Source organism: Fictibacillus sp. B-59209, from assembly GCF_036216745.1.
In the GTDB taxonomy this organism is placed as follows: domain Bacteria; phylum Bacillota; class Bacilli; order Bacillales; family Fictibacillaceae; genus Fictibacillus_C; species Fictibacillus_C marinisediminis.
This window is the reverse complement of the sequence record NZ_JARMMC010000015.1, coordinates 47631-62195: the sequence shown is the minus strand read 5'-3', so window position 1 is coordinate 62195 and position 14565 is coordinate 47631. Positions and strand designations below refer to the sequence as shown.

Here is a 14565-nt window from a genome sequence, read left to right as displayed (position 1 = left end):
TCAGTGAACAGGCTTATCATTCAGTCAGCATATACAAGGATTAAAAAGATTTGGTATGTGCTGACTGATATTTTCTTATATAATAATAAGAATGGACAACACATTTCAGGCAACGACTGTAAATAATTATTCGTGTAGATTGATAAACTAATATTGAAACGCTAAAAATTTAGGTTATTCTGAACGAATAACTTCTGATTTAAAGTAATTAGTAGGGAGGTGAAAAACGAGCAGCATGTTTTTAACTCATTTTGTCATCAGTTTCATAGTATCTTCTTTTACCATTGCTGTTATTATGCTCATAAAAAAAGTCTTCCAAAGGCAGTTATCAGCGAAATGGCACTATTATCTATGGTTTTTATTGTTGATTGGATTGACGCTTCCTTTTATATCGAGTTATTTATTTAATTTCGTGAAATACTTTCATTTATTGGATGTTAATCAAAGTAATAGAATAAGTACTTCTACTATTGCTAACGGAAATCAGCGGTTTGAAAACAACAATTGGATGCAGGACTTTACGGTATCTGTAAATCGTCCCAATCTGGATTTTCCAAGTAATATTTTAGCCGTGATATGGATTGCAGGGATAATTGTTATGACTGTTCTAACAATATATGCCTGGTTAAAGTTGAAGAAGATAAAAAGCACTACAACCTGCCTAAAAAATAAAGAAATTTTACTTTTATTTGATCAGTGTAGGCAAAGTTTAAATATATCAGGACGTTTGATTGTAGGGGAATCCCCACTTGTCAAATCCCCCATGACGTTTGGTCTTTTTAAGACCTATGTTGTGCTACCGGCTCATTTTGACGAATGGCTGTCGATGAAGGATATCAAATACATTTTACTGCATGAACTGAATCACCATAAACATAATGATATAGCGGCGAATTACCTGACTGTTATTTATCAAATTTTATACTGGCTCAATCCGCTTGTTTGGATGGCTTTTAGAGAAATGAGATTGGACCGTGAAATAGCCTGTGATATGGCTGTTTTAAATTCATTGGATGGGCCCAGTTATATAGAATATGGAAACACGATTATTAAATTTGCGGCCAGAGCATCAGAAACGAAGAATTTCACGTTGGCAAACCAGCTGAACGGTTCTAAGGAGCAAATAAAAAGACGGATTAAAAGAATTGCATCCTTTACAAAGGATACGAAGCTGTTGAAACTGAAAAGTGTTGCTATCTTTATGTTTGTTGGATTATTAGTGGTAAGTCAAGTTCCATTTATTTCTGCGTTTGCCGATGAAAATAATCGCTACGATTTTAAAAGTAACCGGACGGTGAATGAGGATCTAAGCCATTACTTCGCCGGATATGATGGGAGCTTTGTATTATATGATATGAAAGCCAATCAATATCATATCTATAATGAAAATCAAAGCAAACTAAGGGTTTCTCCGGATTCTACTTACAAGATTTACAGCGCTTTGTTTGGATTGGAGTCAGATGCAATAACGAGTGAAAATTCCACCATGAATTGGAATGGAATACATTATCCCTATGAATCTTGGAATAGAGATCAAAATTTATCGACAGCTATGAAAAATTCAGTAACATGGTATTTTCAGGATTTGGATAAAAGAACACGGCTGGATCGTTTACAAGCGTATTTTAATCAAATTGGCTATGGTAATAGAAATCTTTCCGAAGGAATCACACAGTATTGGCTAGAATCTTCATTAAAGATTTCGCCAATAGAACAGGTACAATTGCTCAAAGCTTTTTATACAAACCAATTTGGATTTAAGGCGAAAAATATCCAAACTATTAAAGATGCGATCAAATTAGAGGAAAAAAATGGTTCTTTGCTATCTGGAAAAACTGGTACAGGCATGGTAAATAACAAAAATATTAATGGTTGGTTTATCGGTTATGTAGAGACCAAGGATAACACTTATTTCTTTGCAACGAATATACAAAAGGAAGATAACGCTAACGGGAGTATAGCAGCACAAATAACATTATCTATTTTAAGGGATAAAGGCATATATTAATTATTTGCTGAGAATATAAAATATGCTGATTGTATGGCTGAGTGAACAATCAAAATTTGTTTTATTGTGTTAAGGAGAATGCTAAATAATCCTTGCCTCCCGAACTTATCGGATGAGCAGAATATAAAGAATTTTTATACACCCGAGTTGGCAAAGAAGGTTGTCTTCTCTATGTAACAAATGTATGAATTGAAGGTATTACATGAATAATCAAAAGGAGGAGGATAGGAGTGGCTATAGAAGTGCCCAGTATCTCAGAATCAGAATGGGAAGTCATGAACGTGCTTTGGGAAAAGGCTCCACAAACGGCCAATGAAGTCATTTTCTCCTTGCAGGGGCGAACTGATTGGAAGCCGAAAACAGTACGCACTCTTTTAGATCGTCTGGTTCAAAAACAGGTGGTCGGTGTAAATAAAAATCAGAAGGTGTATACCTTTTTTCCGCTTTATTCGCAGGATGAATGTCAGCAGGCCGAGACACAGTCTTTTATTAAGCGAATTTATGGTGGCACGCTGAAGTCGATGCTGGTTCAGTTCATTCAGGAGGAATCCTTGTCTAAAGAAGATATTAACGAATTACGCTCCATTCTGGATAATAAGTCCAAAAAATCTTAGGAAAAATAGATTCAAAAAGTGGGTTATAATTCCGCAAGCGGGCGAAGAATTGAAAAAAATGGACTGTTTCAGCAGTCCATTTTTCTTGGTCTTTAATCAGTTAAATGGCAGGTTCAATAAGAACTATCCAAATTAAACAGGGGAAGGGTTTAGGAAAATCACTCTTGATTGAACTAATAAGAAAGGCAAAAAATTGCAATGGTTTGGAACAAATAAATTTAACAGTTGTATCCGAAAATGAAACAGCAAAGAGACTATACAAGTACTTAGGTTTGCAGGTATATGGCGTAGAACGAATGCTCTAAAATTTAACGGACAGTATTTTGACGAGGACTTAATGGTTTTAAACGTCTAATTTTGAGTTAACGGTTGCTTATCTTCAATTAGATCTTCCACAAATGGAAGCCAAGTATCTGGAAACCGTAGAGGCGATTACGTGGACGGGGATTTCGTCGGTGAAAAAGAACGGTTAGAAACGCAAAAAAATCCGGACCAGCGTTATGCTGATCCGGATTTTTTTAACTGGAGCTGCTTATCCCGGAAGTCATTCAAGGATTCAAGATCATGGTTTACCAGTACAAGCTGCAAAAAATCAAGACAAGCTTTGCGCAATATTTTTATGGTGTCCTTTATGGCATGCTGACGGTAGAGCGAAGGCGAGAGAACTAATCCAATGTTCCGGGATATGATTGGCTAAATGTGTAACACTGCCATTGCCCCATAAAAACAGCCGCCAGGTTTCCCTGACGGCACTCTATTACTTCCCAAACGAAGACAGAAACTTGACGCGGTCTCCCATTGGGGGCACATTGTTATCGACTAAGGCAATTTCGAGTACGGCTGGTCCGTTGTTTGACTGCAGGGAGGCAAACAGATCCAGATTCAGATCCTCCAGCTTCTCTACTCTTGCGCTCGGTACGCCCATCGCCTCGGCCATTTTGGCGATGTTCACCGGCTGCTGTTCAAAACGGGAATGCACCCGCTTGTATTGAAGGGAGTGGCCGTGGTACACCATGCCGAGTCTGGCGTTATTCATCACGATAAAAAGAATCGGCAGCTGATATTCCTTGGCCGTCATCACTTCCATACCGTGCATGAAAAAGCAGCCGTCACCGGTAATCGCAGCCACAGGACGGGAAGGATCGGCCAGCTTCGAACCGATTGCCGCACAGAGCCCGCTTCCCATCGCACCAAAATGAACGTTGATGTCAAAAGTATCCGACTCCATCACTTTCATATAATGCACGATGTAGGACATAAACTCCCCGATGTCCGCCGTAAAGCGCGTCGATTTCGGCAAGTACTCCTGCAGCTTTCGAAGGACGTTCTGCGTATTGTACTCATCAATTGGTTCATCTGCAATAATACCTATAGATTCAACCGGCATCCGACTCACACCAAGCGCCTTCAATTCCTGAACCAGCTGCGCAAGTCCAGCACCGATCTCGCTTTTCACCGCAAGATCCACATGGTATTTCCGGTTAAATACCGTCTCATCCATATCCATCTGAATCACATAGCGACCCTTTGTCAGACTAGCATTATAGTTATTCGTTGCGGTTTCGCCAAGACTCGAACCGATGACGAACAGCGTTTTTCCGCCATCTCCGTTCATGAGCTGTGATGCACGCTCGCCGCCGGCAAATCCGAAGATTCCGGCATTGTTTGGATGATCACTTGGCAATAGCCCCTTCGCCTGCGGAGTCGTCATAACCGCCCACCCAAGCAATTCTGCCAATTCAAGCACAAGCGCTTCTGACCCCCGCGCACCCTGTCCGGCAAAAAGATACCCGCTCTCTGATTCCGCGAGTTTCCTTGCAACTTCTTTTATTACCGCACGGTCCGGAAGCATCACAGACCGTACAGGGAATTCCGGCACCAGCACTTCAGCAACGGATTCCAGCTGAAGATCGATCGGCATGGCCACATGAACCGGACCAGGTACACCGGATAGCGCGATCTCAACGGCCTTCGCCACTTCATCTACTAAAGAGGAAGCATCCTGAGCCGTCACACTGTATTTCGTTACCGGTGAGAAAACGGGCTCCGCATTTAATTCCTGTGAGGCGTTCAGCCCCATTGTGCTGACAGGGACTGCACCAGTCAGGAACAGAACGGGAAGATGCTCGCGCATGGCGTTTGCCGCACCTGTTACGAGGTTGGTCGCCCCGGGGCCGCTGCACGCGATACATACCCCGAGTGACCGGGAATATTTTGCATAGGACGCGGCCATATAGGAGGCTGCCCCTTCATGCTTAGCAACGACCGGCTGGATCTCGGGCATTTCATACAGCTCATCGAAAAACGCGTTCACGGAACCGGCTGGAATACCGAATACATACTCTACGCCACCGCTTTTTAAATAATCCAATACGCCCTTTACTGCTTTCATCACTCGTTCTCCTCCATTGTTTTAAAATACAAAGCTTCAAACTCATGAGCAGGCACCGGCCGGCTGAAATAAAACCCCTGCATCAAGAAGCAGTCATTTTCCATCAGAAAATCAATTTGTTCCTTCGTTTCCACACCCTCTGCAATAACACTGAGCCTCAGGTTCTTTGCAAGCGCTATGATCGTGTTTGTAATGGCTTCGTTATTGCTGTCCTGGATGATGTCCTTTACAAACGTCTGGTCAATTTTCAGCGTATCAATTGGAAAATTCTTTAGGTAGCCGAGTGATGAGTACCCGGTTCCGAAATCATCGATGGCGATTTTCAAGCCTTCCTTTTTCAGCTTCGACATGATACGAAGCGTCGCATCCGTGTTTTGGATGATGGCGTTCTCTGTGATCTCGAGCTGCAGATACTCCGGTTCAAGCCCGGTCTCCCTCAATAGGCACTGCACGACTGCGGCGAGCTCCTTTTTGAACTGCAGAGCGGCAATGTTCACGGACAGGGCAATGCGATGCCCTTCAGCATGCCATTTTTTCAGCTGCTGGCAGCCTTTATGCAGCACCCACTCTCCAATTTGCACGATCAACCCGGTTTCCTCGGCAATCGGAATAAAATCACGCGGCGGAATCATCCCCTTTACCGGATGGTTCCAGCGAATCAGCGCCTCTGCACCGATAATTTCCTTTGCACGGTAATCTACCTGCGGCTGGTAATAAAGGACAAATTCGTCCCGCTCGAGCGCTTTATGAAGATCAATTTCAAGTTGGACACTTTCAATCGTGCGGAAATCCATCCCCTTCTCATAGCATTCATAGCTTCCTCCGATCACTTCCTTCGCCTTGTACATGGCGGTATCCGCATTCTTGATCAGGACGTCAGTGTTCGTTCCGTGATCCGGGTACAGACTGATGCCGATGCTTGGCTTCACGATGACCTCATGTCCATCGAGATCAAAGGACTCCGAGAAGGAAGAAAGGATATATTCTGCAAAATGGACTGCCTCCTCCTGATCCTTTACCCTAGGCATGATGACCATAAATTCATCCCCGCCCTGTCGCGATACGGTACACTCTTTTGGAATGAGGTTCGCCAGACGGTCCGCTACCTTTTTCAGCAGAATATCGCCAAAGCTATGGCCGAGCGTGTCGTTGATCGTCTTGAAGCGATTAAGATCCAGGAACATGATCGCTAATTTCCCCTGGCACATCTCGGCATAGGTGAGCCCCTGGTTCAGACGGTCCAAGAACAGCACCCGGTTCGGCAGGTTCGTTAGACTGTCGAAGTAGGCATGATAGCGAATCTTCTCCTCCATCTGCTTCCGGAAGGTTGTATCTTTAAAGGTCACGACGTAGCCAACGGTTTCCTCGTCTTCTTTTATGGAAGACGTCACGAATTCCACAGGGAACTTGCTGCCGTCCTTTCGGTAAAAAAACTCGTCGCAATTGTACTTGCTGATCGGCAGGGAAACCTCTTTATGCCGATCACCATAGTAAATGCAGCTGAACGGCTGGCCGATCAGTTCTCCTTTGTTTTCATAGCCGAGCATATTTGCTGCGGCCGGGTTGCTGAACGTCAATCGCCCGGCAAGATCAAGCCCGAAAATTCCGTCACCGGCTGAGTCGAGGATTAATTCATTCTCCCGGCTCAGCCGTTGGAGCTTTCCCACAACATCAGTCAGTTCCTTGTTCTTCTCCAAAAGCTCAGAAGTCCGTTCCTGAATGATTAATTCCTGCTTTTCCATATAAAGAAGATGGGAAAGCACAGAAGCACTGGCATCCACCACTGACTGCGCCAGCTGAAGATCCGTCTCCGAGTAGGGCTTGTTCACTTCGTCCAGGTTCACGACCGGTATGGTTCCAAGCACCTCACCCATCGCCACAAGCGGCATCATATACAGTCCTTTAATGCCAAAGTTGCGGCAGGCGTTGTGGTCAGGACGCGGATCAGAGAACACATCCCCGATATAAATCGCCTTCTTCGACCGGATCACTTCTTGGAATAATAGATCCTTGCTATGGTCGATCTTGATCTTGCCATGCGTCTCCTTCCACTCTTCCTCCGTCCAGTCGCTCTCTTTGCTTAAGTGAGCCGGACGAATTTTCTTTTCCGCAATCGGATCAAGCAGATGAGCCCCAATATTCGGGTTATCCAGCACTTTGCCGACGTATGAGAAACAGATATCCAGCACTTGCTGCATTGTTTGGCAGTGGGACAGTTCCCGATTAACATCGAGCATAAGCTGCTTGTCCTTCAGCAAACGCTCTTTCCGGCTGAGCTGGTTTGAATTCCGTATGGCAACAGCTGCCATATTCACATAAGCCTCCACCGACTGAATCTCGCTCTCTGACAAGATCATGTGAGAGTCATAATTAAACAGGAACACCAGCCCGTACGTTTCCTCACCGTTAAAAATCGGCAGGCACAGCAAAGACTTGATGCTAAACTTCTCGATCGGCCTCGGATCCGGGCGATCGTCCTTTGCTGTATCCGGAATATAGATCGCTGTCTTTGTATCCAGCACTTCCTTCGCCAGACGATCAACGAACGGATCAATCACTAGCATATCAAGCGTAACCCCATTGATGACCTTTGGTTTGCCCACATATCCCCGGTAAGTACCGTCCTTCTGCGGCAAATAAATGCCGATCGAATCACAATTTACAATCTCCTCCGAGATCGCCAGCACAACATGCTCCAACACATTCTTCAATTCAAGCTTCGTATTGATCATCTTCGTAATCGTAGCCAGCCTCGAATATCTCGTTTGAACCTCTGACATGTGCAGCCCCCCTATATTAAAATTTACACAATTTAACATTTATTGTATGTATGGTTCATCACCTTAAATATCGGCTGAGCGGGGCTATTCGTGAAGTTTCGACAAATAAAAAAAGATCCAAGTGAATGGATCTTCCAAATTTTATATTAGGCTAAGCGAGGGTGGTAAGACCTAAATTCCTTAATTGCATCTATAGATTATTGCACTATTGTTTGTACAAATAATAACTCTTGTAATTTTTTCATTTTCATAATGTATTCCGTCAGTGTCTTTTTGTAAACCATTAGTTCATCTTTGGATTGTTGATTACAAAAAGAGCGAGTAAGTTCTTCTAGAACATTTCTTGAAACTAATTCTGCTCTTTCTTTAAATATTTTTAATACATGGTTTGAAATCTGGAGTTTATTTTCTTTCTTATAAGATTCAATAAGTTCGCTAACATTCATTTCAACCAAATTTTTTTCCTTTTTTGTTTTTAAAAGCTTGTTTGTAAAACCTATTGAAGCTCCTATAAGAAGAAAAGGCGGCAGAAAGGCAGAAGCTGCCATCCCAATTGTTACATAAGAGGCTGCAGGACCCAGTGCAGCGGCATAAAATGCTGCTGAAGCACCAGCAGCGCCACCAATCCAAGCCCCGGTAGCTGCTCCGGATAAGACACTCCCCTCAATATGCAATTTATCTGTATTAGAGAGCTGCAAGGTTAACCTTTTTTGCCCAGCTACAGAAAAATCATTGAAATCTATTAATATTTCTTCTTTTAATTTATGTAAAGCTTTATCCCATTCGATTTTAAAAATCTCATTTAATTCTTGTACTTGTAAAGTGAGTTGTTGATCAATACGTTCATTGGATAAAAAATTCTGCAAAGCAACATTTAAATTTTCTTTCATTTTTTTATTACTAAAAATATTACCTGTTTGAACTACATCCATTAACTCTTTCTTTTCTGACTCTAAAAATCGGTAACTGTACCAGTTATCAAAAGCATGTTGAATAACATTACCCGTCTTATCGCTGTATTCTTCCACTATTCTTTCAACTTTCTCAATTTGATCTTCAACAAATTTCATTGTATTTAATATTTCTTCATGTTTAACAATGTCTCGATGAATCAAAGTTTGGGTAGCAGATAGCGTACTTTTGACTTTTACTTCATCAACCTTTTGATTGATTCTTTCATCTAAATAATTTAATAGGGTATAATACCCGGATTCATCGATTTTATTATTATTATTTTCTAATATACCCTGCAACGCCTGATATCCAGAAAACGGGAAAATGTTTTGTACATACATACCTAACTCATCTTCTAAATAGGTTACAAGTCTATCTACATCACCATCTATTTCATCTATTCTATTTAAGACCGCTACAACCGGTTTTCCATGCTTTATAATTTCCATCATTGTATCTAGTATGTCTGCTTGACCAAGATAGTGACCATTAATTACCCATAAAAAGAGATCCGCATTTTTCACAAAGTCATGAGTCCTTTTCTCATTATCCTTTGTAACTGTTTCTAACCCTGGAGTGTCCACCAGTATTAAGTTTCTCAAGTTATTTAGCGGTATTCCTATTTCTACTGACTGAACAGTAGAAAAAAATAATTGATCATTAGCATGTTCAGTAAGAAATTGAAATAAAACTTCAACATTTTCTTTTTCTTCAATTGTACCGGTAGTATAAATAATCTTTGCATATTCAGTAGCGCTATATTTTATTTTGATAATACTGGATGTTGCCTCCAAAACGTTTGTAGGTGTAACTACTCTTCCCGCTAATGCATTTATTAATGTAGATTTCCCTGCCTTCACTTCCCCTATAATACCTACACACAGAGCAGCACTAATATTTTCTATCAATATATCTAAAGAGGCTAAATCTTCGTTAAAAAGCTCCTGTTCAATAAGTATTGGAGCACTATCTCTACTTTTTCGCAACGGTGAATTTTCCATTTTTTCCTTAATACTTAATAAATCTTCATATAATTTCATTTATAATCTCCTTGTTACTTATTTTCATCTTATCTTGTTTCAATATATCAAGAAGCATTGGGGGGTTATATTTTTGATTTATAGAATGTTTAAATGTCTCAAGGGAATCTTTAATTAAAAGGCTGTTTTTATAATATCCATGTAAGCGAGAGTAGGATTGATCCATGGCTTCTAACAAACTCACTTTTTGATGATTTATTTGATTATCTATTTCTTTTTTAATCTCAGTAGTATAACTTCCTATATTGGTTTTAAAACTGTCTTTAAGCTGCCTTTTCACATTGTTTAGCGTGAAAAATTTTGCAATACCCTTCCCGAAGCTATTAAAAATACCACCCAAGGATTCACCAAATAGATTAAGAAAGAAATCTTCCATGCTTTCCATATTGGTTCCCAAAGGGACAGAGCTATACTTAAGGATCTTTTTAGATTCAACTAATCCCTCATCTTTTTGATCACCCTTAGTTGAAATATAAAAAAAAGATTGCATTATTTGATCATTAATATGCTCAAACTCATGGAATTCATTTTCATTGACTAGGGTTTTAGAAGTTTCATCTATTTTCCCCCGCCAATATGACAAAATACCTTTTAACTGGTCTTCAACCTCATTCACTCTAAATATTGTATTATTCATATATTCTTTTTTTTCATAAGAAGACTTATCATAAAGACCTTCTGTAAACTGATCAATTCTTTTGTTAACTCTTGTTATAAGGTGTTCTTTAGACTTTTCTAACTCATTTATAAATTCTTTTCTTATTTCTTTAAATACTGTAGCTATGTTTTGTTCCTTTTTTTCAAAAGAATTTTGATCCTTTTTTAAACGAGTTAAATATTCGTTAAGTATGTATTCAGGTTCGTCTAGTAGTTTAACTTGGTGACGAAAACTAGTAAGTTTACTTTCCAATCTAATAATTTGCGCTTGTTTAAAGAAGCGAGATTCAATCTCATCATATAAGTCTAGAATGCCGCTTGCTTCTCTGAGTTCTGTATTTTTTGTTTTATATCCATCCAATGCTTTTTTTGCAGAAATAGGTATAAATTTAGAAAAAAACTCTCCCAGCAATAAGGGGGCTTGTTCTAACACGCTTTTAACCTCACTATTATGCTGAATAAGATCGATTCTATTAATTACAGCTATAATATTATTTGTTTTCCCTCCAATATTTTCTATAGCCTCTTTTAACTCACTAATCATTTCTTTGGATTTTCCATGAGCAATTTTATTAGCATCTAATAACCAAATGACTCCGTCTGCTTTGTGATAATATTCTTGCAAATTCATTTTTGTTTCACCTGATAAGTTTTCTTGTACCAGACCAGGAGTATCTACTAGTTTAAATTTTTCTGAAAGACGGTTCTCTGGCACTGGCCATCGAACCTCTACTAAATCTGACTTATATAAATATTGTTCTTCTAATGTTTTTTCAAGCTCTCTTTTCTCTTCAATTGTTTTTAAAGAAGGAGCAATTTTTTTTAATGCCTCTTTTTTCTGTTTTTTACTATCTGCTACCTTCATTTCTTCTAAGTTAATAAACTCTTTTGTATCTTTTATAGACAATTTCTTAGATGTACCGTTCTTGAATTTTAATAAACATACACTATTATTATTTTCAAAAACATCTATTTTCCACGTTTTTGGTAAAAAATCAATTTCTGCAGCTTCATGTTCAAGAAGAGAGTTTATCACTGTCGATTTGCCTACATTACCCATTCCTACTATAAAGAGTAAAAACTTATCTTTAAGTCCATTTTCTAACTCTTGGAATTTTAAGCCTAGGGATTCCAATTCATTTAAGACAGGTTGAATTAATTTAGCATCGGAACCTATGATATGGTTATTGATCTCCAATTTATGATTTTTGGCCGTATGGTACGCTTCATTAAAATGCCTGGTTAATTTTTCCTTATAATATAATTTATGTTTATCAGATAATAATCTTTGAAGCTCTCTATACTTTTCTGCATACAAAAAAACATTGTAACTTTGATTCATTTTCATAACTTTTACTCCTAGAAAAAAAGAGATATTATCAATAAAAGTATAATAGCTCCACCTATACGGGTAATTTTTGAATTCAGAGAATCATAAAAATTGCTATTTTCCTTTTTTATGACAGTGAATTGTTTATTCGTCTCTTTCAAAACTTCAGAAATATTGTCTTCCACACTTAAAAGTTTGTCTTCTAATTTATTCGTTGTTTCTCTTAGGTCTTTTTCAACAATTTGTGCAACCATAATAAAATCATTAATTTCAATAAGTTTCTCTTCTAGAGAACTTACTTGAGCTTCAATCTGATTTTTTATACCATTCAGTTTTAAATTAATAATTTGAGTTACTTGATCTACCATTTTTAAAGCCATTTCCTGTAACCATTTTTGAAAGGTTTCTTCCGCGTTAGAAAATTCTACAATTGTATTTGATAATAATTCCTGCGAATTTTTCAAATTTGGTAATAAAACCTTATAATTATTAAAGAGTTGCTCGAACTGTAACATAATGTGGTTTTTAAGAAGATTCTCTCCTACATCGCCTGTAATTTGTTTCACTTGGTTAGTAATAAATTTCTCTGTTTCAATAAGTTCAGACACATAATTATCGAGTTTATTTGCGTTCTCTCCTAGGGTTAGTATTTGTTTTTCATGACTATCATAAAGACTTTTTAATTTGTTTATTACATTATGTTCGATAACTTCTCTACTAACATCCCCTACTAATTCATACATATCATCATATAAATTTTTACTAGTTAAATTTAGCTGATTGGTTAGATTTCTTAGTTCATCATTTTGCTTAACCAATAAGGGTATTTGTTCATCATATTTCTTATAAAGTTGAGAAAATGGCGATGAAACAACCTGCTTAATAACCTCATTAACAACATCTTTAGTTAATTCGTTAAGTAATAATTCCAATTCTGAGTAGACATTTTTTTCTTGTTGTACAATATCACTTGACATAGCTAAGCCTCCTGGCAATTTAAACCAATTATATTCTTTATATTTATCGGTCTAAAGTACTGCTTTGTTGAGGTAATTATCCATATAATGAATGGAAAGAGGAGCTGTTGAAATGGATTACATACGACGTTTAAGATCAATGGTAGGAAATGAGAAAGTGATTATGGTAGTTGCCTGTGCCTTTGTGTTGGATAGAGATAATCGATTGCTGCTTCAAAAGCGATCTGATAATGGCCAATGGGGACTTCCAGGCGGTTTCATGGAATTAGGAGAAAGCGTTCAAGATACTGCGAGGAGAGAAGCATATGAAGAAACTGGTCTTTCGTTAGAAGACATGGAGCTGTTTGGTATTTACTCTGGTTCTCACTATGACAAGACTTTCCCTAATGGAGACCAAGTATCTCCTGTGCTGATTGCATTCATCTGTAAACATTACAGAGGTGATTTGATTGAACAAAATGAAGAATCTTTACAGAATATATTCTATCCACTAGGTGATTTACCAGAGAATATATTTACTGAACACCAAATGTTCATTAATGATTTTCTAGCTAATATCTCAATTCCAGTTGTTAAGTAATTATGCACCTGAAAAGCAGAGCTTGTCCGGAAGATCCGGGCGAGCTCTGCTCATTATTAAAATAAGTTGAGTTTAAATACTGAAAGTGGATACATGAGAGGAGTTATGCAACGGCGATGTTAGACCGACTGCTTCACCATTCACGCATCTTTAACCTAAATGGTGAGAGCTATCGGCTGAAGGAAAAACGCAACAAGGATAAGCTTGAAAAATAGGAAAACTGGGGATTTTTATTCCGGACATTCTGGGGAAGTTACAACCGGCCTTGACAAGCACTCAAACACCTTGCAGCGCTATGAAAAATCCCGTCATTCCGGCATCGGAAACTAAAAACATAGAAACAAAAGAAAAAATAAAAACCAAAATCCTACGTAAGCAACCCGCGTTTTCGCCGACATTGGATTATTCCTATCTTCCTGATTACATACCAAGAGACTTTATTCAGGCGGTCAAACCCTTCTTCACAACCGCTGCAGAGATCTGCTCTCTCTGGCAAAAAGCTCGGGTTGCCTACAAGAAATTGAATATTGAAAAGCCGCTGGAGATGCTGATCCCGGAAGTGATCCAAGGCTTCAAGATTACGGTTTACCAGTACAAGCTGCAGAAGATCAGGACAAGCTTTGCTCAGTACTTCTATGGTGTCATTTATGGAATGTTGACGGTGGAGAGAAGGCGAGAAAGCTATTCCAATGTGCTGGGGTATGATTGGCTGAACGAAGGCTCTGGAGAATCATGATTATTTACTTGGACCATTCAAATAGGTAGAGATCCCAATATATTTTGGTCTTTGCTTTGGATGGGAATGCTTAACAGCTGGGGGTTTTGGCAAAGGCGAATAAGCCTCTAAAATTTGCTTGGCCCGATTTAGAGGCATCGATGCTTTAGGATTGCGGATCTGTGCTTCGTACTCCAGAATGTTTAGTGTTTTCCGGTCTTCTTTCGTAGAGGGAAGATGAAACAAATAATCTTCAACTTGAACCAGGACATCCAGTCGCTGCAAGGCTTTACCCGGATTCGGGGAATAATTTAGCCCTACTTTCTGTGCTTTACCCTGCTTCAGCAGCTTCTCAATCGCCCGCTGCTTCATCTCATAAAGAGCAGGTGCATTTTTCGCGTGTTTGTTAATAATATAGATGGCTATCGCTAGATCTTGGGTTGTCGTTTTCATTCTATCCAACCTTCAAAGAATTTAGATTAAATGGAGAAAGCATCTATTTATAGGGAAATGATGCT

The 14565-nt window shown here is 39.1% G+C and carries 12 protein-coding genes; 6 read left to right on the top strand and 6 right to left on the bottom strand.

The annotated features are described in order from the left end of the window. The first annotated feature begins 235 nt into the window (after positions 1-235). The 3 genes from P4361_RS11715 (at position 236) to P4361_RS23265 (ending at position 2927) form a co-directional block, all read left to right on the top strand. A complete protein-coding gene (locus P4361_RS11715) occupies positions 236-2008 on the top strand; it encodes a BlaR1 family beta-lactam sensor/signal transducer (RefSeq protein WP_328089530.1) in 1773 nt (590 codons plus the stop codon). A 230-nt stretch (positions 2009-2238) separates the two neighbouring features. Beyond that, complete coding sequence (gene blaI, locus P4361_RS11710) at positions 2239-2622, top strand: penicillinase repressor BlaI (protein WP_082316100.1); 384 nt, start codon at positions 2239-2241, stop codon at positions 2620-2622. Between the two features lie 104 nt (positions 2623-2726). Then, positions 2727-2927 (top strand): N-acetyltransferase family protein, encoded by a 201-nt coding sequence (locus P4361_RS23265; protein ID WP_425590255.1) that lies wholly within the window; start codon positions 2727-2729, stop codon positions 2925-2927. 452 nt (positions 2928-3379) lie between these two features. Here P4361_RS23265 and P4361_RS11705 read toward each other — a convergent pair whose 3' ends face one another. The 5 genes from P4361_RS11705 to P4361_RS11685 form a co-directional block, all read right to left on the bottom strand. Continuing rightward, positions 3380-5014, bottom strand: coding sequence for a thiamine pyrophosphate-binding protein (locus tag P4361_RS11705; RefSeq protein WP_328089529.1), 1635 nt, complete (start codon positions 5012-5014; stop codon positions 3380-3382). After that, positions 5014-7794, bottom strand: a complete 2781-nt coding sequence (locus tag P4361_RS11700; RefSeq protein WP_328089528.1) for a bifunctional diguanylate cyclase/phosphodiesterase — start codon at positions 7792-7794, stop codon at positions 5014-5016. Before P4361_RS11700 ends, P4361_RS11705 begins: the two co-directional genes overlap by 1 nt. A 197-nt stretch (positions 7795-7991) precedes the next feature. Next, positions 7992-9788, bottom strand: a complete 1797-nt coding sequence (locus P4361_RS11695; protein WP_328089527.1) for a dynamin family protein — start codon at positions 9786-9788, stop codon at positions 7992-7994. After that, complete coding sequence (locus tag P4361_RS11690; protein ID WP_328089526.1) at positions 9775-11793, bottom strand: dynamin family protein; 2019 nt, start codon at positions 11791-11793, stop codon at positions 9775-9777. Before P4361_RS11690 ends, P4361_RS11695 begins: the two co-directional genes overlap by 14 nt. A gap of 11 nt (positions 11794-11804) precedes the next feature. Beyond that, positions 11805-12752: a hypothetical protein gene (locus P4361_RS11685; protein WP_328089524.1), complete on the bottom strand. Its 948-nt coding sequence runs from the start codon at positions 12750-12752 to the stop codon at positions 11805-11807. 112 nt (positions 12753-12864) lie between these two features. On the opposite strand from P4361_RS11685, the gene P4361_RS11680 reads away from it, so the two are divergent. The 3 genes from P4361_RS11680 (at position 12865) to P4361_RS11670 (ending at position 14068) form a co-directional block, all read left to right on the top strand. Further along, positions 12865-13332: an NUDIX hydrolase gene (locus P4361_RS11680; RefSeq protein ID WP_328089523.1), complete on the top strand. Its 468-nt coding sequence runs from the start codon at positions 12865-12867 to the stop codon at positions 13330-13332. 89 nt (positions 13333-13421) lie between these two features. Then, on the top strand, positions 13422-13547 hold the full coding sequence (locus tag P4361_RS11675) for an ATP-binding protein (RefSeq protein ID WP_425590256.1): 126 nt from the start codon (positions 13422-13424) through the stop codon (positions 13545-13547). A 50-nt stretch (positions 13548-13597) separates the two neighbouring features. Then, entirely contained in the window at positions 13598-14068 is a 471-nt protein-coding gene (locus P4361_RS11670) for a hypothetical protein (RefSeq protein WP_328089522.1), read from the top strand. Here P4361_RS11670 and P4361_RS11665 read toward each other — a convergent pair whose 3' ends face one another. Then, entirely contained in the window at positions 14069-14500 is a 432-nt protein-coding gene (locus P4361_RS11665) for a YkyB family protein (protein ID WP_328089520.1), read from the bottom strand. Positions 14501-14565: the final 65 nt, after the last annotated feature.